The 25,734-nt window shown below is 69.4% G+C and carries 9 protein-coding genes and 3 pseudogenes; 1 reads left to right on the forward strand and 11 read right to left on the reverse strand.

All coding sequences use genetic code 11. From position 1 onward, the window contains the following. Positions 1 to 2,726: 2,726 nt before the first annotated feature. The 10 genes and pseudogenes from cas7c to ACFY2K_RS35920 form a co-directional block, all read right to left on the reverse strand. Entirely contained in the window at positions 2,727 to 3,584 is an 858-nt protein-coding gene (cas7c, locus tag ACFY2K_RS35875; protein WP_387716853.1) for a type I-C CRISPR-associated protein Cas7/Csd2, read from the reverse strand. Between the two features lie 32 nt (positions 3,585 to 3,616). After that, positions 3,617 to 5,476 carry a type I-C CRISPR-associated protein Cas8c/Csd1 gene (gene cas8c, locus ACFY2K_RS35880; RefSeq protein ID WP_387716855.1) on the reverse strand — a complete coding sequence of 620 codons (1,860 nt, stop codon included), beginning with the start codon at positions 5,474 to 5,476 and terminating at the stop codon, positions 3,617 to 3,619. Between the two features lie 2 nt (positions 5,477 to 5,478). Continuing rightward, the gene (gene cas5c / locus ACFY2K_RS35885) at positions 5,479 to 6,171 is read right to left on the reverse strand and encodes a type I-C CRISPR-associated protein Cas5c (protein WP_387716857.1); all 693 of its coding nucleotides are present in this window, start codon (positions 6,169 to 6,171) and stop codon (positions 5,479 to 5,481) included. Positions 6,172 to 6,652: 481 nt separating this feature from the next. After that, positions 6,653 to 8,791: a CRISPR-associated endonuclease Cas3'' gene (locus tag ACFY2K_RS35890; RefSeq protein ID WP_387716859.1), complete on the reverse strand. Its 2,139-nt coding sequence runs from the start codon at positions 8,789 to 8,791 to the stop codon at positions 6,653 to 6,655. A 5,019-nt stretch (positions 8,792 to 13,810) separates the two neighbouring features. Beyond that, a complete protein-coding gene (locus ACFY2K_RS35895) occupies positions 13,811 to 14,446 on the reverse strand; it encodes a recombinase zinc beta ribbon domain-containing protein (protein ID WP_387716880.1) in 636 nt (211 codons plus the stop codon). Next, positions 14,447 to 14,605 (reverse strand): annotated as a pseudogene (locus ACFY2K_RS35900) (recombinase family protein); the annotation flags it as partial. It abuts the gene before it with no gap. Positions 14,606 to 14,623: 18 nt separating this feature from the next. Further along, on the reverse strand, positions 14,624 to 15,367 hold the full coding sequence (locus tag ACFY2K_RS35905; protein ID WP_387716882.1) for a recombinase family protein: 744 nt from the start codon (positions 15,365 to 15,367) through the stop codon (positions 14,624 to 14,626). Positions 15,368 to 15,853: 486 nt separating this feature from the next. Further along, positions 15,854 to 16,091, reverse strand: a pseudogene (locus ACFY2K_RS35910) (IS5/IS1182 family transposase); the annotation flags it as partial. Beyond that, complete coding sequence (locus ACFY2K_RS35915) at positions 16,087 to 16,422, reverse strand: protein NO VEIN domain-containing protein (protein WP_387716884.1); 336 nt, start codon at positions 16,420 to 16,422, stop codon at positions 16,087 to 16,089. The pseudogene ACFY2K_RS35910 and the gene ACFY2K_RS35915, both read right to left, overlap by 5 nt. A gap of 103 nt (positions 16,423 to 16,525) precedes the next feature. Continuing rightward, positions 16,526 to 21,250 carry a sacsin N-terminal ATP-binding-like domain-containing protein gene (locus ACFY2K_RS35920; RefSeq protein WP_387716861.1) on the reverse strand — a complete coding sequence of 1,575 codons (4,725 nt, stop codon included), beginning with the start codon at positions 21,248 to 21,250 and terminating at the stop codon, positions 16,526 to 16,528. Between the two features lie 283 nt (positions 21,251 to 21,533). Between ACFY2K_RS35920 and ACFY2K_RS35925 the strand changes: the two are divergent. Next, positions 21,534 to 22,513, forward strand: a pseudogene (locus ACFY2K_RS35925) (IS5 family transposase). 625 nt (positions 22,514 to 23,138) lie between these two features. On the opposite strand, the gene ACFY2K_RS35930 reads toward ACFY2K_RS35925, so the two are convergent. Then, a complete protein-coding gene (locus ACFY2K_RS35930; RefSeq protein WP_387716863.1) occupies positions 23,139 to 25,577 on the reverse strand; it encodes a tetratricopeptide repeat protein in 2,439 nt (812 codons plus the stop codon). Between the last annotated feature and the right edge of the window lie 157 nt (positions 25,578 to 25,734).

Raw genomic sequence — 25,734 nt, forward strand, 5'->3', positions numbered from 1 at the left:
CCTTGACTGGTGGTTGCGATCCTTGGTCGCCCCGGGGCGACCGCCACTCCGGACTCGCCCGGGCGGGGCAGCTCGTTCCAGTCGTTGCGATCCTCGACCGCCCGGGAGGGCGACCGCCACCCGCAGAGGTAGGAGCGCTGGCGGCGGTAGCCAAGGAGGTTGCGATCCTCGGCCGCCCGGGAGGGCGACCGCGACGGCTATGACACCGAAACCACCGGCCTTGACTGGTGGTTGCGATCCTTGGTCGCCCCGGGGCGACCGCCACTCCGGACTCGCCCGGGCGGGGCAGCTCGTTCCAGTCGTTGCGATCCTCGGCCGCCCGGGAGGGCGACCGCCACGTGCTGGTCGCTCCAGATCGTCTCTTCCAGGTGGAGGTTGCGATCCTCGGCCGTCCCGAAGGGCGACCGCCCACGCCTCGGCTCCGGCGCGTGCGCCAGCTGGCGCATGTTGCGATCCTCGGCCGACCCAGGGGCGACCGTCACGACCCATGACGGTGGGTCCGTCCTGGCCGATGGTCTTGTTGCGATCCTCGGCCGCCCCCGAGGACGACCGCCACTGGGCCTGCTGGCAGCGGCCGTTGTTACAGCAGGCCTTCGATGTTGTGATCCTCGGCCGCCCCGGAGGGCCACCGCCACCGCCCGGAGCAATGATGCCGGCAGGAGCCGTGGAGCCGTTGTAATCCTCGGTCGCCCCCGACTGCGACCGCTGCTGCTCCCGGAAGAGGACCGTGGGCAAGCGATTGCCCCGCTCCGAAGGACAGCCGTTACCAGCGACGTGATTCTCGTCGACGACGCGCAGGACATGTTGCTATCCTCGGCCGCCCCGAGGGACGACCGCCATTCCCCATTGAGTTGCGCCCGCCACCGACCGGGGCAACGTTGCGGCACTCAACTCTCCCCAAAGACAGCAGCCACGTCGACGACATCTCCCAGGTGTCGGGGGCGGTCAGATTGCGATCACCGATCGTCGAGGAAGATGGACCGCTTCTCTTGGACGGACTCCTCACCATTGTCCCGACAGATGTTGCAAACCTCGGCCGCCCTGGAGCACGACCGCCACCGCGAGTGGCGAGCTCATGGACATGTACTACGCCATGTTTCGATCCTCGACCGCCCCAGAGGGCGACCGCCACCTTGTCGCGGAACCTGGCCGCCTGGCCGTCTCACGCGTTGCGATCCTCGGCCGCCCCGAGGGACGACCGCCGCCGGCCACCGTCGTCCACATGCCGAGGTGATAACGGACGTTGCGATCCTTGGCGACCCGGGAGGGCGACCGCCTCAAGGACGTCGCCCCAGACGTCGGCGGTCTACTCGTCGTTGCGATCCTCGGCCGCACGGGCCGGCGACTGCCACGTACGCCGAGGTCAGCGTCTCGATCTGCTTTTGGGTGTTGCGATCCTTAGCCGACCCGAAGGACAACCGCCACACAGGAGCGGCTGAACCTCGCGCTCGATCTGGCCAGGTTGCGATCCTCGGTCGCCCTGCAGGGCGACCACCACTCACCACGACGGCGCCTTCGTCGTCCCGGCCCATCGAGTGGCAATCTTCGGCCGCCCCGGAGAGCAACCGCTACGACATTGTCCAGGCCCTGGGCCGGGCCGTTCGCCAGTTGCAATCTTCGGCCGCCCCGAAGGGCGACCGCCACGGTTGTGCTGGAGCTTTCCGATCGGGAGGTGCCACTTGTTGCGATCCTCGGCCGCCCCGGAGGGCGACCGCCACGCCGCCCGCACCTCGGCGAGGACAAACTGAGCGGTGTTGCGATCCTCGACCGCCCCCAGCGACTCGTCGGTGATCGCCAGCGACCACGCGGTGTTGCAATCCTCGACCGCCCCGGAGAATGACCGCCACGAGCGGTCACCGCTGTTCACCGCCGGACATGAGGCGTTGCGATCCTCAGCCGCCCCGGAGGGCCACCGCCACCTGCCACCCGCTGTACGCCTCCACCGTCATAGTGCCATTGCGATCCGCGGCCGCCCGGGAGGGCGACCGCCACCGGCAGCGGCACCTCCTGTCCGCACGCGTCATGCACGTTGCGATCCTCGGCCGCCCCGAAGGGCGACCGCCACCCGTCCTCGTGCTGCTGCGCCGGGAGTTCGCGGACGTGTTGCGATCCTCGGCCGCCCCGGAGGGCGACCGCCACGATCGTCGGTCGGCGCGCTCTTCTTCGGGATGAGGTTGTTGCGATCCTCAGCCGCCCGGAGGCCGACCGCCACGCCCGCCTGCTTCGCGTCCATGAGATGGCCAACCTCGTTGCGATCCTCGGCCGCCCCCGAGGGCGACCGCCACACGGCTGGTCATCTTCTTCCCGCCGAGGGTGGCGTTGTTGCGATCCTCGGCCGCCCCGGAAGGCGAACGCCACTCGCGCACGACCACCACGACTACATCGCGGTTGACGGCGTTGCGATCCTCGGCCGCCCCGGAGCACGACCGCCACCTGGCACGGGCAGTACCTGGAGTCGTGCGGCACGATGTTGCGATCCTCGGCCGCCCGAAAGGGCGACCGCCACATCCTCCGCGAAGTCGTTTCGCTCCTCCATGATGAGGTTGCGATCCTCGGCCGCCCCGGAAGGCGAACGCCGCCCTCATCCACGCGGGGGACAACGTGCAAGTGCAGGTGGTTGCGATCCTCAGCGGCCCAAGAGGACATTGGCCTGGCCGCGGCCCGAATGCGGTCCACTGTTGAGTTCTCAAGTTGCGGGGCAGCTGCCTGGGGCTGTTCGGGTCTGGCTAGTCGACCAGTGCGGTAAGAGTGACTCCTTCCGGGACGTCTGCGTCGACAGTGACCTTGTAGTCGGCGTACGAGCGTGCCGCGGTGTGGCCGAGCGGGGTGACGTGCACTCGATCGAGGAGCTTGTGCGCGGGGGTCTGGCCGTAGGCGTCAGAGTGGCTGAAGACCCAGAGTCCTCGCAGGGCCATGGAGGCGCGGGCGGCGGCGCGGTCGTGTTCTAGCATCATCTCGAATGCCTGCCACAGGGCTTGGAGGTCGTCGCTGGTGACACCGGTCTTGGAAGCGAGGGGGGCCGAGAAGTGGCCGGCGCCCCTGTAGAGGCCGTAGGGGACGATGTTCTTGGTGCCCATCTCGGTCTGCTTGGTAGCCAGGTCCTCGACTCGGGTCGGGGTGACGCGGGTGATGGGGACTTCGATCGTGGTGACGGGGTCGATGGACCTGCTGAACGTGAGCTGCAGGGGGCCCTGGACGCGGCCGGCGGTCCGGTCGCGGTTCTTGCCGGTGGTCATGACGGCGCCCATCATGCGGACGTCGTAGAAGGTCTGACACATCCAGTCGCGGGCCTCCGACTCATTGGCGGCGCCGCCGGTGTCGTAGGCGCGCTCGTGTTGGGCGTTGAGGGCGACGCCCGCTTCCACGTAGATGTCGTAGCCGGGGCGGCCGGCGTTCAGGAGGGCGATGGTGTTGCGGATCTTTCGCTTGAGGGCGACGTCGGTGATGTAGCCCTGCATGGTGATGGGGTCGGTGCGGGGGGCGCCGCCGTTGTCGGGGTCGCCGTTGGGGTTGCCGTCGACGATGTCGAAGAGGAACACGAAGTCGTGCTTGCGCGCGGGGTCGAGGTGGGCGGGGACGGTCATGGTGGGTTCTCGCTTCCTGGCGGGTGGGGTGGTCAGGCGGTTTCGGAGTGGGCCGGGGCGGTTTCGATGAGGTCCGTGACGTCGAAGAGCGCACCGTCCTCGGCGGGCTGGGGTTCGGCCGTTTCCGCTGCCTGTTCCTTGGCGGCCTTGTAGGCGAGTGCGGCGGTGATGTCGGCGGCACGCTGGTGCTCATAGCCGAGGACGAAGCGACCCTGCTCGGGGACCGTGAGCAGCAGGGGGACGTCGTCGAGGTGTTGGTAGATGTCGCGCATGCGGGCTTCGAGGGCGTTGGCGGTGGGTGTGTTGCGGCGGCGGATGATGCGGAGGTGGTTTTCGGCGCCGGCGCGGAGGTTGGCGAGGACGGTGGCGGGGCTGCTCATGGCGGTGCCGAAGTATTTGTCGGTGATGGTGGTGTTGACGGTGCGTCCGGTGTCTTTTGCGGCGCGGCGTTGGACGGCGGCGAGGGTGGCGAAGAGGCGGCCGCACATGTAGGCGGGGTCGTTGGCGTCGGGGTCAAGGCCGGGCATGCCGTGCTCCTGGGTGTGGTGGCGGGTGAGGGCGAGGCGTAGGAGGGCGGTGCGGGGGCCGTCGATGCGGCGGTCGGCGCGGATGCGGGCGAGGAGTCGGGGGAGTATCCAGGCGGGGGGTGGTGTGCCGTGGAGGGCGCTGTGGAGGAGTGCTTCGTCGAGGCCTTCGGGGATGGTCTTGGGGTGGTATTTCTTCTCGGTCTTGACCCATCGGGCGCAGGCGAGGGTGAGTCTCCAGAGTGGGTAGGCCTGGTACTGGGGGCCGGTGCCCGGGCTGGGGTGGTCTGCGGTGCCCTGGTGGGTGATGTGGGGTGCCCAGGGGTCGAGATACTGGTGGTCGCGGAACCAGCGGCCGAGGCTGTCCTCGATGATGGGCAGGGGGACGTCGATCCAGTCGCGTACGACGACGCGTGAGGAGTTCGCGCCGAGGGTGGCGGAATAGAACTTGTTGACGTCGGCGGAGTATTCGGTGGTCCCGGTGCCCGGTTTGAAGATCTTCCCGAGGAGGTTGGCGACGTCCTCGGGTTGCGGGTCGTCCAGGGTGCCGAAGTGGTTGCGTTTGACGGGTTCGCGGGTCCACCAGACCGTCACCGCGGTGTCAGCGCGCCTGCGGTGCTTCGGGTCCACGAGGAGTTCACCGAGTGAGGTGGTGGCGGCCGTCCCGCACCTCTCACACAGGGGGGTGGCGGCGAGTCCGGCGGAGACGCCGGCACGGCCTTGTGCGGCGGTGTTCACGCTGACGAGCTGGGTGCTCTTGGCCTGCTTGGCGGGGATGGCGCCCATGGCGATCGAGATCGGAACGGTGGCGAGCAGCGGTCGTTCGTGTCCGCAGACGAGGCACAGGCCCGTGTTGCCGGCTCCTTTGGCGTCGCTGACCTTGTCCGCCCAGAACTGGAGCGCGCTCGGGTGCTGGTGGGCCCACTGGCCGTCGACGCTGATGGCGACCAGGTCGCCGGCGGCCATGTCGGCCGGGATGTCCAGGGTAGTGGCGAAGAAGCGGACGACGGCCTCGGCGGTGGGGTCACCGGGGTTGGCGGCTGCCCACTGGCGGGCGAGGTCGGCGAAGGCCGTGCGGCATTTCGCCGCCCGGGCGGCGTCCTTGTCCTTGACCTCTCCGGTCTTGGGGTCGGCCTTCGGTACGCCGAAGACGTACTGGGCGTTGTCGGCGAGCAGGCAGGGTGCGATGGCGACGGTGCGGGTGGAGGTCGGCACGTCCAGGCGCAGCGCGGGCTGGCCCTTGGGCACTCGCAGGTCCTGGACCTGCGCGTGGTCGCCGTCGAGGAGTACGGCCCATTTGATCGTCGCCGGTTTCGTGTAGGACTGTTCCTGGTCGGCGACGCGTTCGGTGAGGCGTTTCAGCAGCATGGTCAGGCTCCGGTTCGCCAGGAGCCGGCCGGCATGTGGACCTCGTCGTCGCCCAGGGGGCGCCGCGGAACGTGAAGCACGCCGTTGTCCAGGCGGGCGCGGAACCAGTGGTAGGTCTCCTGGCCGCGGTCACCGTACCTGATCGAGTGCAGCATGACGCCGAGTTCCTCGGTGCGCTCGATGGGGTCGGCTTTCGCGTCGGTGGGGCTGCCGGGCCACGATCCGCGCGGGCCGAAGCTCGCGGAGAACTCCCGGCATCCGAGGAAGGGCTGTGAGAAGCACCCGCCGCGTTCGGTGCGGCGCCGCAGCTGCTCCCGGTATTTGGCGGCCGGTGCCTTGGCACGCTTGGTCGGGATGATCTGGGTGTTCACCCGGTAGGCGACGTCGCGCAGCGCGACGGTGTTGCGCTGGTCGCGGTCGTGTTCGACGTCGTAGCGCTCCCTGTGGTCCGCGCGTAGGGCTTTGATGCGGGGTGCGGTGATGACGGACTTGACCTCGTTGCGTCGGATGTTGATCCAGTCGATCGGGGTGAGGACCTCGATCGACTGGATGACGTAGGCCATCTCCGGTTTCCAGAAGATGGCGCTGAGCGCTCCGACGGCCGCGGAGGGCGTCATGACGGGGTAGCTGACCCGTTCGACCTTCAGTTCGGGCCTCGTGAAGCAGGCCAGTGGTCCCCACAGCTCGACGGTCACCGGCGGCTCCGGCCAGCGCGTCTGGGCATGGCTCGGCAAGGTAATCACCCTCTCCAGGGCAATGTGACGATGTGTCAGATACGGACGGTAGCAGCACTAGCACTCCTGTGAAGCTGTTTCCCGAGGGGGCTTGACAGCGTCAGCAGCGCCGTGATGACCACGACCCGTACCGTTGCCGAATGTGTATCAGGGGTCACTGACAATGACGCCCCCGCCGGCAGGCCGACGGGGGCGCGAACGTGCGGATAGACACCAGCACGCCTGTGTTTCGATCCTCGCTGCCCCCTTGCAAGAAGACAGCGCCACTCTGCGGGAGCCTACCCAGCCTGTACCTTCCGAACGGGCTGCCCTGCCGGTCCACGGCCGGACCCTCCGCGCATTCGCGGGGCCTGGAAGGCCCGGACGGGCCTCGCGCGGCGTGCCAACACCCGTCTTCCGAGGGGCGGTCGTTAGGGCCGCCACCGAGTGGGCCGGGCCTCCGCTACCGGCTGAGCGGCTCGATGCCGCGCTGTGGATGGTAAGGGCCGACCCACTCGACGAGGTCATCCACGATGAGCTTCGCGTGCCCGGCTACCAACGCGGCATCCGCCTCGGCCTTGGGGATGCCGGCGATGTGGGGCTGCAGGACGCGCATGGCCTCAGGCCCGCAGGGCTGGCCAGTGCGGAGCATCTCGATGGCGGCACGGGCCGCGGCTCGCTCCTCGGGCTTCAGCTCGGGCCGGACATGGACGACGCTCGCCGTGCTCTCGCCGATCATCACGAACTGCTCCGCCACAGCCGGGAAGTCGAGTTCCCGGCGCAGTGCCTCGATCGGGTTTCCGAGGTTGGCGAGGCCCTGGAGTCGGTATCGGGTCCTGGAGTAGTGGGCGAGTGCTGCGAGGTTGTCCGGGTCGGCCTTGCCGGGGCCGTCGCCGAAGCGGTTGTTGGCGATGCCGAGCGAGAGCATGTATGACCGGTCCGGGATCCTGCCGCTGTCGTGGGCCTTGAAGACGACGACCGTTCCGCGGTGCAGGTTGCCCTCGCGGTTGCAGCGGCCGGCCGCTTGCTGGAGGTTCTCCGGTGGGGCCCAGGCACGGAAGACGATCGGGAAGTCGAGGTCGACGCCGGCCTCGATCAGCGACGTGGACACGACCCGGACGCACTGCTTGGCCGCAAGGAGCGTTCGGATCTCCTCGATCGTCTCTCGGCGGTGTCCCGAGGTCATGCGGGTGGACAGGTGCAGGGCGCCAGCGGGCAGTTGCTGGTGGATAGCGTTGGCGTCGCGGGTGGTGGAGACGACCATCAGCGTCTGCTGGTGCCGGGAGGCTTCGCCGGCCATTTCGGCCAGTGTTGTGTCCTCGCGCCACTTGTAGCGGACGCGTTCGAGAGCCGAGAAGAGCGGCGCCGGGTCGGGGATGACGTGCCGGTGCCCGGTGCCGTCGATGCTGCTGAACTCGGGCTGGGTCGCGGACGACAGCAGCACCGTCGTCCCGAACCGCTCGGTCAGACCCCGTAGTGCCGAGAGGATGGGAACCAGCAGCCGGTCCGGCAGCGCCTGGACCTCGTCCAGGACGATCACCGCACCGGCAAGCCGGTGGAGCTTGCGCATCCTCGACGGCGAGCGACTGAAGAGCGACTCGAACAGCTGCACCGTGGTCGTGATCACGAACGGCGCGTCCCAGTTCTCCGCCGCCAAGCGGGCCCACCCTGCGCCATCGAGATCGACAGAGGAATGGTGCTCGAGGACGTCCCGCTCGCCGAGCATCTTCCGGTACACGGTGGCGTTCTGCTCGGTGATGCTGATGAACGGCACCGCGACGATGATCCGCCGCTGACCGTTGCGCGCGGCGTGGCGCAGCCCGAACGCGGCCCCGGCCAGGGTCTTACCCCCGCCGGTCGGAACGTGTAGCCGGTAGATCCCGGGCACACCATCCGCCGCGGCCACAGCCTGCTCGTAGATGCTCGTGCGGATCTCGTCGATCCGCGACGGATCCCGGCCAGCGAGCATGGCCTTCCGGGCTACCTCGAACCGCTCACAGAGGGCGGCCATGTCTGCGTCCGGGCGGACATACGGAACCCGGCCAAGGCGGTGCGCGCGGGTGTCCAGGCGATCGGCGTCGATGACGCAGCTGAACAGCATCCGGACCATCAGGTCGACATCAGCGAGGTCGTTCTCGCCATCGGGGTCTGACAGCCACTGCGGCACCGCGATCCCCGCAGACTCGATCTCGGGAACCTCCGCCGCGACCCCGCGAATCGCTTCGTCCACAATGCCAGGCCGCGCCCGAAGCTCCCTCAGCAAAGCACGCATCTCACCCCAGGACCGCAAGCCCCCATGGTGCCCCTCCACCACCCCGGCAAGAGGCCCTGGCAAATACTGCGCCGCAAGACGGACCCCCGCCCTCTTGTGGTCGATCCCGACCGTCCCTCCGGAATCGGCAACCTCCACCAGCCGGTCCTGCCACGCACACCCGCCCTTCCCCACATCGTGGACGAGCGCCAAATACTCTGCCGCGGCAGCCATGCCGAACACCGCACCGAACCGAGCAGCCAGTTCAGCCGATCCACGAAGATGATCATCCAGCAGATGCCACAGGCCAGCACCATTGGGCGAGTGTGCATAGAGAGGCTTTTCACGCATGGCCCACAAGGCTACCCATCCGATACGGCACGGGAGTTACGACTGCGATCAGCACCCGTACCAAGTAGCCGCCCAAGCCCAAACCACCCAGATGTGAAGTAGCGATCCCTAGTGCCGGCAACCGCCACCGGTGATGAGGTCGCCCGCGACGTTGATGTCGAACAGGTTTCGCCCCAGACCGCCGACGCCACGCGTGGCGTCGGCGGTCTCCGCGGCTCCCTCATAACAGTTGCAATCCTCGGTTCCCCGAAGGTCGACCGCCCCCGGGGCTCAGGCAGCACATACAGGTGCGTCTCGTCGTTCCGATCCTCGGCCGCCCCGAGAGGCGACCATCACCCGGTCACAGCCCCGCTTGTCCGGGTCGAACGCGATGTTGCGGTCCTCGATCGCCTGGTAGAACGACTGCGCTGGGTGTCGAACGGCGACACCCAGGTGGCCGAGCATCGCGATCCCCGCTCGTTCTCCGGGCCGACCGTCATGTCAAGCCCAGAATGATGCCGTCCGTCTGCCTTGGGCCGTTGCGATCCTCGGTCGCCCAGCAGGGCGACCGCCACGTTCCCGATCGGGAACCCAGCAGGTTCCCACGGGGGTTGCGATCCTCGGCCACCCAGGGGGGCGACCGCCACGCGGTTGAATGCTCGTTGTAAGCACCTCGGTCCATCAGGTTGCGATCCTCAGCCGCCCGGGAGGGCGGCCGCCACGCGGCGTGCGCGGGTATCGTGCCCAGGCACAGGAAGTTGCGATCCTCGGTCACCCGGGAAGGCGACGCCCACCCCCGCGCAACGGCTACTCCGGTGAGGTCATGTTGTTGCGATCCTCGGCCGACCAGGAGGGCGACCGCCACGGACTCGGGGTGGATCAGCTCGCCGGCTCCGGTCTTGTTGCGATCCTCGGTCGCCCGGCAGGACGACCGCCACCTCGACATAGTCGTGCTCATGATCCGGGCGGAGACGTTGCGATCTTCGGCCGCCCGGGAGAGCGACCGCCACCTGGGCGCAGCACGGCGTCCTGCCCGAGAAAGCCGGGTTGCGATCCTCAGCCGCCCAGGAGAGCGACCGCCACCGGCATCCCGCCCTGCCCCGAGCCCCCGGGGCTACGTGTTGCGATCCTCGGCCGCCCGGAAGGGCGACCGCCACTCGACCTCGAATTCGTCATGACGACCACCGGCATGAAGTTGCGATCCTCGGCCGCCCGGGAGGGCGACTGCCACTCGGCGGCCCAGGTTTGGCGGACCACCCGAAACGCGTTGCAATACTCGGCCGCCCTGGAGGGCGACGCCACCACTGCCCAGCACGTGCGTCGAAACCGCAGTACCGGAGTTGCGATCCTCGGCCGCCCCTGCGGGCAACCGCCACAGGTAGCCGCGGCGCGTCTCCCACCCGGGGCTTCGGGTAGTTGCGATCCTCGGCCACCCCGGAGAGCCGCCGCCATGCCAGCGCCAGCGGGCCAGCCGTGCAGGCCGAGGGAGTTGCGGTCCTCGGCTACCCGGACGGCGACCGCCACCTCCCAATAGGCAAGCATGCCAAGCGTACCGGCCGCGTTGCGATCCTCGGCCGCCCCGAAGGGCGACCGCCACCTCCTCAGTGAGATCCATCAGCCCGGATGGGGTGTAGTTGCGAGCCTCTGCCGCCGGGGAGGGCGACCGCCACCCTCGATGATGCCGGACATGTGCGCACCGGAGCCGAAGTTGCGATCCTCGGCCACCCCGGAAGGCGACCGCCACCTTGGTGCCCATGGCGGTGCCGAGCATGCCTTGCGTGTTGCGATCCTCGGCCGCCCGGGAGGGCGACTGCCACGAGCTCCCTCGCCCTGGTGCAGGCGAGCACCGACGTGTTGCGAACCTCGGCCGCCCGGAAGGCGACCGCCACCGGTATCCGGGGGACGCCTCCGCCATCGTGATGAGCAGGTTGCGATCCTCGGCCGGCCCAGAAGCGCGACCGCCACCGGGCGGCCCGGTTGCCTGGGCAGGCGCATTCGGCGTTGCGATCCCCCGCCGCCCGGAAGGGCGACCGCCGCTCCTTCGACTCGCCACAGATCGCAAAGCCGCCGGTGTTGCGATCCCCGGCCGCCCAGAAGCGCGACCGCCACCAGCATCTACACGTATGAGGGCACCACGTCGATGGTGTTGCAAATCTCGGCCGCCCCACAGGGTGACCGCCACAAACGACTGGCTGTCCGGCACCGACTCGTGGTTCCGGTTGCGATCCTCGGCCGCCCGGGAAGGCGACCGCCCCCCGGGGGGGGCAGGCCCGGCAGCGCGGTGGCCCACTTGGTGTTGCGATCCTCGGCCGCCCAGGAGGGTGACCGCCACTGGTGGAGGTCGGCGGCGGTGCCGGGGTGGTAGCAGTTGCGATCCTCAGCCGCCCGGGAGGACGACCGCCATCATATGGCCCGCGAAGATCTCCCAGTCGCCGTCCAGATTGCGATCCTCGGCCGGCCAGGAGGGCGGCCGCCACGAGATCGAGACCCGACCTGGCCAGGTCGCCCGGGTGTTGCGAGCCTCAGCCGCCCGGGAAGAGGACCGGCACCCGCCTACCGGCCGAGTACGGCCACCTCGTCTACGAGTCATTGCGATCCTCGGCCGCCCAGAAGGACGACCGCCACTCCTCCGGGTGGATGCCATCGTGCTGCTTGAGGGCTTTGCGATCCTCGGCTGCCTGGGAGGACGACCGCCACCGCAGGCTGTAGGTCCGCATCTCCGGGTAGTGTGGGGCGTTGCGATCCTCGACCGCCCGCGAGAGCGACCGCCACCGCACGCTGGGTAGACCCGTCCGCGCCGGATACTCAGTTGCGATTCTCTACCGCCCACGAGGGCGACCGCCACATCCTCGACCTGGCGTCCGGGTCCAACTGCTCGGTTCCGGCGCTGCGATCCTTTGCTGCCTAGGGGGGCGACCGCCACGCAGGAGCCGTAGTACTACACCACCGCGGAGAAGGCATTGCGATCCTCGGCCGCCCGCGAAGGCGAGCGCCGGCCCCTGCAGCAGGCAACTCATGGCCACGAACTCGGTGTTGCGAGCCTCGGCCGCCCGAAAGGGCGGCCACCACGCCGACGTTGCGCGACCCGAATCGACGTCGAACACGCGGTTGCGATCCTCGGCCGCCCCGGAGGGAGACCGCCACCTGGGTGTGCACGTCCTCGGCGGCATCACGGAAGTCGTTGCGATCCCCAGCCGCCCAGGAGGGCGACCGCCACTGATCTGGAGCTGGTGAAGGCCGTACAGCTCAATGTGGTTACGATACCCGGCCGGTCAGGAAGGCGGCCGCTACTCCAGTGGGTGTAGTACGGCACCGACATGGCGAAGGAGTTGCGATCCTCTGATGACGCTCTGTGAGATTCAGAGAGCCTCATCACCCTCGGCCGCCCGGGCGGGCGACCGCCACCGGGCCGCCCTTGACGTCCCGCTTGTGAGGGACGATGTTGCGATCCTCAGCCGCCCGGGAGGACGACCGCCACATCCCGGCGACGACCCGCTTCTACGAGGCCGTGATGTTGCGATCCTCGGCCGGCCCGGAAGGGCGACCGCCACTCGTGACCGTCTTGCGGCCGCGGCGGGCCATGAGGTTGCGATCCTCGGCCGCCCGGGAGGGCGACCGCCGCTACCCGCACCGGCGTCTACTACGCGGCCGTCATGGTGTTGCGATCCTCAGCCGCCCGGAAGGGTGACCGCCACGCGGAGGGCGGCTATGCGGGCGTGACGGTCTATGGTGTTGCGATCCTCGACCTCCAAGAAGAGCGACCGCCACGGCGAGCTGGCCGCCCACCTTTCGGACGTTGCACAATTGTTGGGATCCTCGGCCGCCCAGGAGCGCGACCGCCACCGAGACGACGGCGAGCGGTGCGGGGAGACCGACATCGTTGCGATCCCCGGCCGCTCGGGAGGGCAGATCGTAGCGGCCTTCGGGGCATCCCCAGCAGACGTTGCGATCCTCAGCCACCCGAGAGGGCGACCGCCACCACCTGCCGGCGGACTGCAGCCCGCCCGGACGCTGGTTGCGATCCTCAGCCGCCCCGAAGGGCGACCGCCACTCGGAATGGAAGCGTGTTCCAGCCGTCCCGAGGGCTGTTTCGATCCTCGGCCGCCCGAGAGGGCGACCGCCACCAGCCAGGCGTGGGCCTCCACGGGCGCTGCCGTCATGGTTGCGATTCTCGGCGGCCCGGAGGGGCAACCGCCACGGCCAGACAGCGGACCGACGCGATGGAGTAGTCCACGTTGCGATCCACAGCCGCCCCGAAGGCACCGCCACCCCCAGTAAGATCCATCAGCCCGGATGGGGTGTAGTTGCGAGCCTCGGCAGCCCGGGAGAGCTACCGCCGCTGTTGGCGATCGTCTCCAGCCCCTCGTTGATTGCGCGGTTGCGATCCTCGGCTGTCCCAAAGGACGACCGCCACGTCGTCGGCGATCGCGCCGACGGTGGTGAGGGCGTCGTTGCGGTCCTCGGCCGCCCGGGACGACGACCGCCAAGCCGCCTGACCAGCGATGAGAGGCCATGAGGTACCCCAAGGACCCGGAAACGCTTGATCCGGGCATTTCGCTTCGGTGCGCAGCGCGAGTCGCGTGTGCACTTCGGGTCCGAACCTTGTCCGTTGCCTGTCGGCCGACGGCAGTATGGTCTGGGAACTCTGATCGGTATGGAGGACTCAAGCAGCGGCGTGACGCCGCTGTGGGCGCACAGCCGGAACCTATCAGGCCAGCGGCGCACTCTGGAGGAGAACCTGCGCGGATCCGCCTTACTGGCAATGCAGTTCGCAACTGCCTTCGACGCCGGCGAGCTTGCCGAATACCCGGTCTCGGTGCACGACGTCGGCAAGGGGTCCTACTCCTGGCAGCACGGTCTGCACACTGTCGAGGGGACACCGACATGGCTGCTACCGCCCACCTCTTCGAGAAACACCGCCGCCACGCCCTTGCCGCCCGCGCTCTCCGATCGACGACATCCGCTGGCGCAACCACGAGCAGGCGGCGGACACCCACCCACACGGAGGTTTCGGGTCCACAGCGAACCGGGTCACTCGGCTTACGCCGAGCTTCCAACGTGCTCAAGCTGCCGCGCTCGTGCGTGGAGTTCGGCGGGTAGGTACCAGCCTTCGATGGTGGGGGTCATGTAGAGGCGGGCTTTGAGGCCCAGGAGAAGCTGGCGGCGGTGTTCCTGGTCGGCCTGTGTCCAGGTGTCGGCGAAGGTCTGGCCGGTCTCGACCTCGACCCAGGCGGAGGGGCGTTGCGGGAGGGCGGCGAGGCGGCGGCGTTCGTCGACCAGGGTCTCGAGGGCTTCGGAGTACTCGTCGTCGCCGCCGGGGTACTCGAACAGGTTGCGGCGCTTCTCCTCCCGCAGGTCGCGCATGGCCTGGGTGACGTGGTTGAGCTGCTCGGTGCGGTCCTCGCCGGGGATGAACCTGCGCACCGTCATCGCTAGCCCGGCCAGGCGCTCCACCAGGGCGGTGATCGCGGCGGTGACGCGCTCGCCCTTGACGGACTGGCCCTTGCAGGCCGGTTTGCCGGCCGTCTTCGCGCACCGGTAGTACTCATAGATCTTGCCGTTCTTGGCGAGGTTCACCTGCCGGTAGAACCGGTCCCCGCAGCGGTCGCAGTGCGGCACTCCCAGCCAGGGCGAGGCGCCGTTCGAGCGTTCCTTCGTGACCGAGCGCTCGTCCATCGCGGCCTGGACCGCGGCCCACTCCTCCTGCGTGAACAGCGGCTTGGCCATCCGGATCGGCAGGCCCTTGGCGTCGCGGGCGATCTTGCGTGCCTTGACGGAGCGGCCGGTCAGCTTCAGGCCCATTGTCGCCGGGGAGCGGAGGATCTTGCCCACGCTGGTGGGGTTCCAGTGGTTCTACGGCGGTGTCTTGCGCTTGCTCGAGTACGTGTCGCCCTGGTTCTTGTACGCGTGCATCGACGGGGTGTCGAAGCCGGCGGCTTCCAGGGCCATGGCGATCATCCACTGGCTCTGCCCCTCCAGCAGGAGCTTGCCCACGTAGCGGACGGCCTCGGAGGTGACCGGGTCCGGCTCGAGAGTACGGCCGCCGCCGGGCCGGTCCACGATGCGGTACCCGTACGGCGGCTGCCCGCCGGCCCACCGGTCCGTCTTGCGCAGGTGCCTGTGCGCGGCCGAGACCCGGGCCTTGATCCGCTTGAGCTCCATCTCCGCGAAGATCGACGCCAGCATCAGGAAGACCTTGGCCAGCTCGTTCCCGAACGACCGTTCCTGACCCTTGCGGTAGTCCAGGGTGATGCCGTCGTCCGTGAAGACCAGGACCTTGTGGTTCTCCTCCGCCCAGTGCGCCACGTCCGCGCAGTCCTTCGCAGATCGGAACGCCCAGTCGACCTTGGCCCACACCAACGCGTCCCACTCACCCTGCCGCTCGGTCAGCCACGGACCCAGGTCCGGGCGCTTCCACGGCGTGATCTGCGCAGAGACGTCCAGATCCTCGAACGACCCGACGATCTCCCACTCCTTCGACAGCGCGTGCCGGGTCGCTGTCTCTGCCTGGATCAGGTGTGAGACCTTGCCCTCGTTGCCGTGCGTGTCCGACACACGAGAACCCACCACTGCCCGAACCGGCGCCGAAGCCGTCATGATGCTCACAGGAGGTCCCCTACCGCCCGGGCCAGCAGGCACCCTCGAACAGGCTGCGCTCGAACGGGTGGACCTTTTTCGAAAAGGTGTCGTTCCGCCGGAGAGTTGACTATCTGATGGCTAGTCAGAAACTTGCAGACACCTGCATCAAGGCCTACGTCGAGCGGCCGGCCTCCCACACCGAACGGTGGAGCGACCACGCGCCTGTAACGGCCGTCTTCGAAATCAGCCAACTCCTATAGCGCCAAGGTAAGATCGGACAAAATGGCTTCGGACGCCTCGGTCGTCGCACTGCTTGATCAGAGCGACGACCGAGACTGCCATCGACCCGCAGCTGGAATGCGTCGGGATCCCCTTCGGAGTGAGAGTCAGCTAGCGCTCCGGGAAACGACTCGTTTTGTAAAAGCCAGGCCACGAGCGGTCCCGTAGTTGATTGTTGGGACGCTCGAGGCGGGTCGGGTCGACCGGCGGCCTGGCCAGTTGCGCAGCTTGGAGGAGGTTCTGCTGCCATGCGATGCCGACCATCGCGTGGTAGGCGCCGTCGCCCTTGCGACGGCAGTCGCGAAGGATCGTCCAGGTCTTCACTCGAACGAAGACGTGCTCGACGCGGGCGCGGACCTCCTTGTGCTCAGGCCTGTGCTCGGCCTGCAAGTCGGCGAGCTCACCACCGCGTGGCTGACGGCGCGGCATGACCAGGTCCGGACGCCGGCGCAGCGCCGTCACTCCTCCTGCGGCAGGACGAAGCGCAGCCGCATCGCAGTGCTAACGATCTGATAGCTAGTCAGGCCAGACTCGCTGAACGGGTTGGGCAACGGGGTGATCCTCCGGCGCTCGTGGTCGTTGGCGTGGGAGACGTAGACGATCCGGTACTCCACGTCGGGCTGCAGCTGGCTCGCCCGTGCGGCCCGCGTCTCGGTGTCCCCGAGGTGGATGTCGCCGTCCGCGTCAGTGGACGACTTGACCTCGAAGAGCAGCGTGCGCTCGCCGTCCCGGATCAGGAAGTCGTAGCCGAGGCCGTCGTCGCCCAGCCCGTCGGCAAGGACGTGGCGGCGCATCTCCGACTTCCACGACTCCTCGGGCGGCACCCCGAAGTGCCGTTCCAGCCAGGCGCCGACCGCCACCTCGCCGGCGAGGCCGACCGCGACGGGCTTCTCGCCGCTACCGGACTCCCGCGCGCCGCCCGTGCCGTTCCCTGAGCCAGCCGCCGGATCCGCGCTGGCGAGGGATGGCGGCCGCAGGGCCGGGCGCCTCGGGGGTCACCACGTCGACCGGCGTCGCCAGCTGCGCCTCGGTAAGGTCGGCCGCCACTCGGCGTGCGAATTCGCGCAGGTCGTCGCTCCCTATGGGCAGGTGCTCACCGTTGAACTCCAGCGTCGGTGCCTGGGCCCGTCCCGAGGGTGCCGTTCCTTTCCCGTCACGCGGCTCCGACGGCCGTCGGCCCGCCGCTCCGCCCTCCAGGCCGAAGTCGCCGAGGTGCGTCGTGGTCGGCATCCCCTCCGGCCAATGGCCGCGCGAGCGCAGCCAGGCGATCAGCGCCTTGCGGGTGAGCGGCGCGAAGTCGAGAAGTCCCTCCGCCTCCATCTCCCGGGCCACCTGGGCGGCCCCTGGGCAGGTGGACTCCCTGCCACCCCCCTGCCGGGCGAGCCATCGCTCGACCAGGGTTCGAAGTTCCGGCAGCCGGGCGTGCACGAAACCCACGCACAGGTCCCGGACCTCGCTCACCGGCAGCAGGGTCCCCGAGCCCTTGCCCGCCGGGGGCAGGTGCTCGGCAAGCCACCGGTCCGCGTGGTCGGCCATCAGCTTGGCGGGGAGCTCCCAGAGCGTCCGGTGCCACACCGGATCGGGTCCTAGCCCCGGCAGTTCGCGCAGCCGCACGTACTCCCCCAGCTCCCGCCCGGCGCGGTGGGGAGCGGCGAACGCGTCGCGCACCCGGTCCACCAGCCGCGAGCGGTTGCCCTGCAGCCAGGTCTCGAACTGGCGGATGTGCAGGGCGGAGTTGTCGATCGTGGCCAGCCCGAGGGCCTCCCATACGCGGTTGGCACGCTCCAGCGGCACGCCGAGCCGCAGCATCAACCGCTGCCAGTCGTCATCCGGAAGGGAGAGCAGCAGCTCGGCACGGTCTGCGCCGAGCTTCCCCGCCAGCCAGCCGCGCAGTTCCTCACGGCTGTTGAAGGTCTCCTGGAGTTGTTGCAGCTGTTCCGCCAGCTCGACGTCCTCGCAGGCGAGGAGGGGCACCATTCGGGCGCTGCCCGAGCGGGCGGAGGCGCGGTCGGAGAGCACCGCCTCCAGCCGGTGGAGCGGCAGGTCGAGCGCGGCGGCCAGGTCGGCCTCCGTTACCTCGGCGGTTCCCCGGCCCTGCATCCGCTGCCCCAGCTTTAGCAGGGCGAGCTCGAGTTCTGTCGCGAGGTAGGGAGCGCCGACTAGCTCGGCGATGCCCGGCGCGGCCGCCTGGAGGACGGGCCAGTGCGCTCGCGGCGGTGCCTGGACGACGACCAGGCAGGGGTGCTCGGGTTCGTCGTGCAGCACCGAGCGGTCGGTGGCGGCGAGCGTGTGTCCGGAGACATGGGTGACGGCCTCGGTGGCGAGCACCAGGGAGCAGGCTCGCAGGCGCCCGGTGAGCCGGGCGACCGTGACCGTCTCCGGACGCAGGGCGCGGTCCTCGTCGTACTCCACCACCGCGGCCACCAGGGCGGGCAGCCAGGGGCCGGCGAACTCCAGCAGGGGCGTGCTCGGCGCCTGCGGCGCGGGCAGCTGGTCCGCTACTACCTGGACCGCGGCCTCGCTGCACGGACGGGGTTCGAAGCCATCCTGGTCCGCGAGGTAGTCGTGTACCCGGCCGCCCAGGGCCCGGTCGTCCAGCGGCAGCACCGGGACGGGGACCTGGTCGAGCAGCCTGCGCTGCTGGCCGCTGCCCGGGTCCGGCAGGTGCACCGGCTCGGCGGTCTCGCCCTCGGGCGCGGCTGGCAGGACCTCCAGGGCGCCGGCCCGGGAGACCAGGAGGGCTTCGAGGTCGGCCCGCGAGCTGTCCTGGCCCTGGTGGGGCGGCAGCAGCTGCGACCAGGCCCGCTCGTAGGCGCGGCGGATCGCGTTGGCGTGCACCCCGTGGCGCAACTGGGGTGCTTCGAGCAGAAGTTGGGGCAGGTGGCGGAGCCGGTCGAGGGCGGTGCGGGGGTCAGACCAGTGGCGCACGCCCAGCAGGTCGAGCCGTTCCAGCGTTTTGCTGGTCGCCATCTGCCGAAGCCCCGCGGACACAACGGAGAGGTAGGTAGGCGGCTGCTCGCTCTCACTCCACCACCACGCGGCCGAGATCGGCGCGAAGGTGCTCCGGCCCTGGTGGTCCAGGGTCTGCGGATTCCACGGCGCATGGCATAGGAAGGCCGCGAGCGGGGTCGGCCAGGCAGTCCCGGAACCGTCTCTGCCACGCACGAACCGGGTCTCCAAGGCGCTGTCCTGCCATGCGCCCAGGCCGTGGACGATCAGCTCGGCATAGAGCCGGCGGCCCTCGTCCGAGAACTCGGCGTAGGCGTCCTGGCCCGGGAGCTTGGCCAGCTGACGGTACTGGGGCTGGTAGGCGACGGTCGCGTAGAGGCCGCCGTGCCTGTTCGGCCAGGTCTGGGCCGTGGCCACCCACTGCCGGCGCGCCTCAGCCGTACGGTAGATCGACCGGTAGGCGTCGAAGGACCACGGGTAGTTGAGCTGGCTCCCCTTCACCGAGTCCGTGACGGCTAGATAGGTCGGCCGCAGGCCGTGGCGCACGTCCTGGCGTTCCAGGAAACGCTGGAACACCGCCGGGTCGGTACCGCTGCCCTCGCACACCTCTGCGGCCGGCCTCAGGAGTGCGCCGTGGGCCTGCCGGAGGGAGCGGTCCAGGGTCCGGGTCAGGTCCAGAAAGCGGACGAGGGCGTCGTCGACGGCCGAGACCGCTCCCGTCCAGCCCGGGCCGAACATCGCCCGCCAGGTGGGCGACCAGCCTCCCCTGGTAGGGACGAGCAGGCCCTTGATGCGGGCGGCACGCGAGCCCTGAGCGATCCACAGGCGGCAGGCGAGGTGCAGGCACTCCCACCGGGTCTCGTCGTCCTGCCCGTCCTGCCACATCACCGCGGTCATGACGGGCAGCAACGCTGCCGGGGTGTACGTCTGCACGAGCCCCTGCTGTTCGAGCCACTGTCGCCCGGCGGCGCGGCGGCTCCGGGCCTTGCCCCGACCTGCCGACCACGGGATCGCGTCATGGACGAAGGAGAGGTGCTCGCGCACACGGGCGGGCAGCGCGTCGGGCTGGAGCAGGATGTCGCCAGTGCCGGGGAAGAAGACGTGCGCACCACCGGCGGGGACGAGCCGGCCGCCCGTGTCGAGGACGATCCGCTTGCCCCGCAGCGGGGCGGCGTCGGGGAACGACAGCGCCAGGTCGTGGTAGAAGTCGGCCCAGCGCTCGTGGCCGGCGTCCGCTGCGCCGGTGGTCTCGGCCAGCTGTTCGGCCACGGCCTCGGCCCACTGGGCTAGTTGGAAGGTCGAGGGCTCCAGACGCACGTGGAGAAGACGGGCCATCCTCCGGAGCCGTTCGGCGCGCAGCGGGTGCAGGGCGGGGTCGATAATCTCCGCGTCGCCGGTCGCACCGACGGCCTGCGGAGTGAAGACCTCGACGCCCTCGGGCCGCTCGACGAACGTGCCGCGGTCAAGCGAGGTGCGCGAGCCCTCCGGGTGGACCCTCGGGATGAAGGCCACCTCGTTGAGCTTGCGGTCCAGCTTCCGGAACGCCTCCTGCAGCCGCTCCAGCTCGGCGCCGTTCCGGCAGACCAGGTCGATCACGGCCTCGCCTGGCAGCCGCACCCTCCCCTCGTCGACCAGCACGGCAGCCCGGGCGCAGGCCGTGGCCACCTCGTCGAGCAGCAACTGGTTCCACGGCGTCTCGAGGACGAGCGTGCGGCGGCTGACGTGGGAGAAGAACTGCGCGTTGACGTACCCGTCGACCGGGCACGCGGTCGTGGCACCCATCGGCAGGAAGGTGTAGAGCCGGCCGCCCCTCAGCGGTTCGCCCGCCGGGACGGCCACCACCACCTCGGCGGACCCGCGCCACTTGTCCCAGGCCTTGCCCATGTCGCCGCTGGCCGCGATGGCGGCGAGGACGCGCTCCTCCGGCACCCTGCTGCGGACTAGGACCAGGTCCAGCTTCCGGCGCCCACGGCGCAGCGCCACCTCTTCGATCCTGAAGTCGCGGGACCTGTACAACGTGGTCACCCGCCGCCCGAAGACGATGCGCTTCGGGGCTGCGCCGGCCTGGGTGTGGGACACCACGACCGTGGCCAGCCGGTCGAGGAAGAGTTCGAAGGGCGCGCTGTCGTCGGTGAGTTCGCGCAGCTGCCCAGCGGCCGAGTCGCGGGCCTCGGTGTCCTTGAGGGGCAGCCGGACGACAGTGACGATCCCGCGACGGCAGAGCTGCCGCACCGGTTCCGGGACCTCGTCGACGGGCACCGGGAGCATCAGCGCAGAGAGGTTCTCGCGCAGTTTGTCGGCCGCGCCGGGGTCGTCCGGGGCCGCCTCCGCCGCCAGCCGGTCGAAGTCCGACGGCCGGGCGAAACGGAAGCCGTAGCCGTCGAAGGTCCTGGCGCCCGGGCGCGAGACGCTGTAGACCTCCGGGGCCTGGGTCAGCTGACGGACGCTCTTGAAGCCCACGCCCTTGTGCCCGATCCCCTCGTCCGGCCGCTTGGACGACGCCGCGACCCGGCGCAGCGCGTCGAAGCGCTTCGGCGTCACCTCGCGGCCGCCGTTGGCCACGTAGAGGACTCCGTGCTCGCCCTCGGTCTCGTCGAGCAGAATCTCCACCCGCCCGTCGCCCGCCTTGGCCGGGTGCGCGTCGTGGGCGTTCTGCAGCAGTTCGACGATCACTCGCCCCTTGTACTCGGAAGCCAGTACCTCCTCGATCACCGCCTTCAGATCGCGCGAGTCCGTATCGCCCTCCGCCAGGTTCCTCAGGCATGTCCGCGCCTTCTTCACGGACTGCGCCCACACCTGCCGCCGACGGGAACCCGCCGCCCCGGAGTCCTTCAACCGCCGCCTCCACTCGCCGTACGAAATCATCCGCGGCCACGCTACTAGGGCCTGTGTGAGGTTGTGATCAATCTTCGGGTTCTGCCCCACCGCGGGGCAGAACCCGGTAGAACTGTTGGATGTGACGCGCAGGCAACTCACCGACGATCAGTGGCACTTGATTGAGCCATATCTCCCGATCGGCAAGTTCGGGCCGTACCCCGAGCGGCTTCGCGACCAGTTCGAGGGGGTGATCTGGCGGTTCCGTTCCAGTACCCAGTGGCGGGAGATGCCTGACGAGTTCGGCCCCTGGTCCACGGTCTTCGGCCGGTTCCGGGTCTGGCGCGACGCCGGCGTGTTCACTGCCCTGCTCGAAGGCCTGATCGCCGAGGCCGCCCGCGAAGGGAAGACGGACCTGTCGCTGGTGAGCGTCGACTCCACGACCGTCCGCGCCCACCACGACGCCGCCGGGATGCTCGTGGACGAGGAGCTCATGCAGGCCCTGGAGGAGGCCGCGCGCGAGCAGGAGACGGCCCGGCAAATGGGGGCGAACCGCAGGAACAGAACGGACAGGACGAGCACAGAGACGTCCGACGGCGACACCGGCTCCGACTGGCACAGGCCCTGCTCGGCAGATCGCGGGGTGGGCTGACCAGCAAGGTCCATCTCGCGGCCGACCGACGGTGCCGCCCGCTCGCGCTCGTCCTCACCGCGGGACAGGCCGGCGACAGTCCGCAGTTCGTCCCCGTCCTCGCCAAAGTGCGCGTGCGCCTTCCCGTCGGCCGGCCTCGCACCCGTCCCGGCGCGGTCGCCGCGGACAAGGCCTACCCGTCCCGCGCCAACCGCGCCTACCTGCGCAAACGCCGCATCAAGGCAGTCATCCCGGAGAAGAAGGACCAAGCCGCCAACCGCAGGAAGAGGGGCAGCAGGGGTGGTCGACCCGTCAACTACGACACCGACCTCTACAAAGAGCGAAACACCGTCGAGCGTCTAATCAACAAAGTGAAGGCCTGGCGAGGCATCGCCACCCGTTTCGACAAGACGCCCGAGAGCTACCTCGCAGGCCTCCACCTCCGCGCCTCGATGATCTGGATCGACGACCTCCTACGACCACCCAACTGATCACAACCTCACACAGGCCCTAGCTCGTCCGCGTGTCGAGCTTGGCCGCCTCTCGACGCAGAGTCGCATTGGATACACCCTCGCTCCTCTACACGGCGCGGAGAGGTCGCCCCGCCCCACCTGGCGATCGATGCCCTCGCGCCTCCAGACAGCGACACGCGTCCTTCGAGTGCCTCGCGCACCCGCGAGGGCCGTATTGCCTCCTCTGGCAGGACTGGATCTGGGCGGTCGCCTCTCGTTGCTTCTCGTCTGACTGCCGTCCTTGAGGATAAGCCGCTCCAGAGAGGCTGCTTTAAGGCACAGCCGATCGCCTCCACCAGACGCTCCGACAGCCCCAGGTCCGCCTGGAGGCCCCGTGCCGCTGCTGGAGTTGGAGAACCCGGCCTTCACCCGAGCCACCTGGCGACCCCCTGCAGACCTACCGTACGCGCCTAGCAGCCCCAAACACCTGTGCCCCGGACAGCGATGGGGATCCAGGTGCGTGCGAGGATCATCGCGGCGCCGGATCATCCCATTGCTGCGGCGTCACAGCTCGGTCACTGGTCCGCTTGCACCGGTCGGTGGCCGACCACTGACCGACACCGCGCATGGCAGGACGACCGGCCATGGCTGGCACCTCGCTCCCCTACATCTGCTCCCGCCAGGGCCCACTGGGTGAACCGTCTGCCTCCAACCCGAACGGCCATCGCCGCAGATTCTCACTGCCACCAGCGAGTCCGGTGTCCGCGGCCCGCCGGTAACAGTCCCTAGCCCCCAGCACATTCCCCCGCTCCTCCCATAGTTCCCCGAGGTCGAGTAGCGTGAAGCAACCGCCTGTATCGGATGCCCGCTGGTAGTACTGCTCGGCCCCCACGACGTCGCCCACCTCCTCCAGGAGTTGCCCGAGACGGACCAGGGCGGAGGAGTCGCCTGCGTCGGCGGCCCGTTGGTAGTACTCCCGCGCGCCCTGCGGATCACCTGCCTCCTCCTGCATCTCGGCAAGGCGGAACAGAGCGGCAAGATCATCATTCTTTGCGGCCTGCTGATAGCACTCTTCGGCCCACGCGACATCACCCGCCCGCTCCAGCACTTCGCCGAGTTCAACAAGGACGGAGGGGTCGCCGGTATCGGCAGCCCGTTGGTAGTACTCCCGGGCGCCGTCCGGGTCACCGGCCTTCTCCAGCAGCTCCGCCAGGTTGATCAGGCTGGAGACATTGCCGGCGTCGGCGGCCCGCCGGTAGTACCTCTCGGCTCTTTCGATATCCCCTGCCCACTCTCGCCCCTGGGCCAGCTGGAGCAGTGCGAAGCTGTCGCTGGTGGCGGCAGCCTGCCGGAAGTACGACTCGGCCAACGCGACATCACCCGCCCTCTCCAGCACTCTGGCGAGCGCGACCAGGACGGTGGGATTTCCGGTACCGGCAACGCGTTGGTAGTACTCCCCGGCGCCGTCCGGGTCACCGGCCTTCTCCCGCAGCCACCCGAGGTGGAGCAGAGTTGAGATGTCACCAGCGTCGGCAGCGCGCCGGTAACACTCATCGGCGCCCTCCGCGTCTCCTGCCTTCTCCCGCAACCGTCCGAGGTGGAGAAGAGCTGAGATGTCACCAGCGTCGACAGCGCGCCGGTAACACTCATCGGCACCCTCCAGGTCTCCTGCCGTCTCCCGCAACCGTCCGCGATGAGACAGAGCAGAAGAGTCGCCCGTATCAGCGGCCCGTTCCAGGAGCTGATCGGCCCATCGCAGACGCCATCTGGCCTCGGCTGCTCGGGCAAGGTGCATAAGGTCGTCCGGACGAGTGAGGTGAGTACTGGCGGCGTGCCAGAAGGAGGCGGGCGGGCAGAGCCCGCGGCGGCGATCGCGGCCGTGCTGTTCCAGATAGTCGGCGAGCCGCAGAGCAGGACCGCCGGGCGGGGTGCCGGGTACGCCCGGCCCCGGGGCACTTCGCTGGGGCCGGGGGTTGACACGGTGCAAAGGTGCTTGGTGTCCATGGACGGTGCGGGCGACATCAGCATAGGCGGCCTCGGCCCAGTTGTCGGTGAGGCGGTCGTACTCGTGGTCGGTGAGGTAGTCGAGGGCGGCGTCGGTGAGGAAGGTGCGGGGCAGGTGGAGGCCGACGCCGAGTCGGCGGGCATCCATCGCCGCCTCCAGCAGTGCCCTGACCGGCGGGGCGGCACTCTCGTAGCGGCGCAGCAACTCCGGTGCCCCGGCGAGCTCCTGGGCCAGGCGGCCGTGCCCGCCCGCCCGTTGCAGGGCGTCAAAGAGCAGGGCATCGCCAGCGCTCGCGAGGGTGCCAGCGTCACGCAGGGCGGTGGGTTCGAAGGTGTCGGGGACGGCGAGGGTACGTCCGCCCAGCAGTTCGCGGACCCGGGTGTGCGGGTCCGGTCGGCCGGGTTTGGGAAGTTTGCTATAGGTGTCGGCGTACTCGGGCCACAGGGTACCCAGGACCAGGATGGGGCCGCGTCCGGGGGCAGTGAGCAAGGAATGCAGTGCAGCGGCGACACGCTCACCGTGGTGCGGGTCACCAAGGTAGTGCTGTGCCTCATTGAGCCAGACCACGGTGCGTGGGCCGACCCGGTCGAGATCGGCGAGCGCGGCCTCCGCCCGGGTCGGGTCGTACGGGTGCCACAGCCACCATCCCTGTTCCGCGAGAGGCTGCACTGCTTCCCAGCAGGCCCGTGTCTTGCCAGTCGAGGACGCTCCCACCAGCATCACCAGACGACTGCGCCCTGTGCCTGCGTCTCGCGCCGTCTCGGCCAGCACCGCGTCGTGGGCACGCGCCACGTACCCAGACAGCGGCGGTCGCGAGCCAGGTGCACCGGTTCCGGCTGGGTGGACCTCCAGATCGTGCGGGTCGTGCTGGTCGATCGGGCGCCCGGGCCGGCCGGTCACCGACATGGTGAGGCCAGCCTGGCCGCTCGCCTCTCGCCATAGGTCCAGTGCCCGTTCCTTCTCCCCTTCGGACAGGCGCAGCACCCGAATGATGGCGCGGACCGTCGGTTCGGACGGTGGTTTCGGACCGGGTAGGAACGCCGCGGAAACGGTGGTGCGCCCAAGCCTTGCCTGGATGGCAAGGTCGCTCTTGGACATCCCCAGCCGGCACCGTCGGCTCTCCAGCAGTTGGCGCAGTTCGCCGAGCGCTGCTGCCCGCCGGTCCTGGCCCCCACCCCCCACGCGCATCTGACCTCCACCATGTTCACCCGCGTGCAACTTCGTTCGGCGCACACTGGCGACCACCATCCCGAGC

Origin of the sequence: Kitasatospora sp. NPDC001309 (assembly GCF_042896295.1) — a bacterium.
Taxonomy (GTDB): domain Bacteria; phylum Actinomycetota; class Actinomycetes; order Streptomycetales; family Streptomycetaceae; genus Kitasatospora.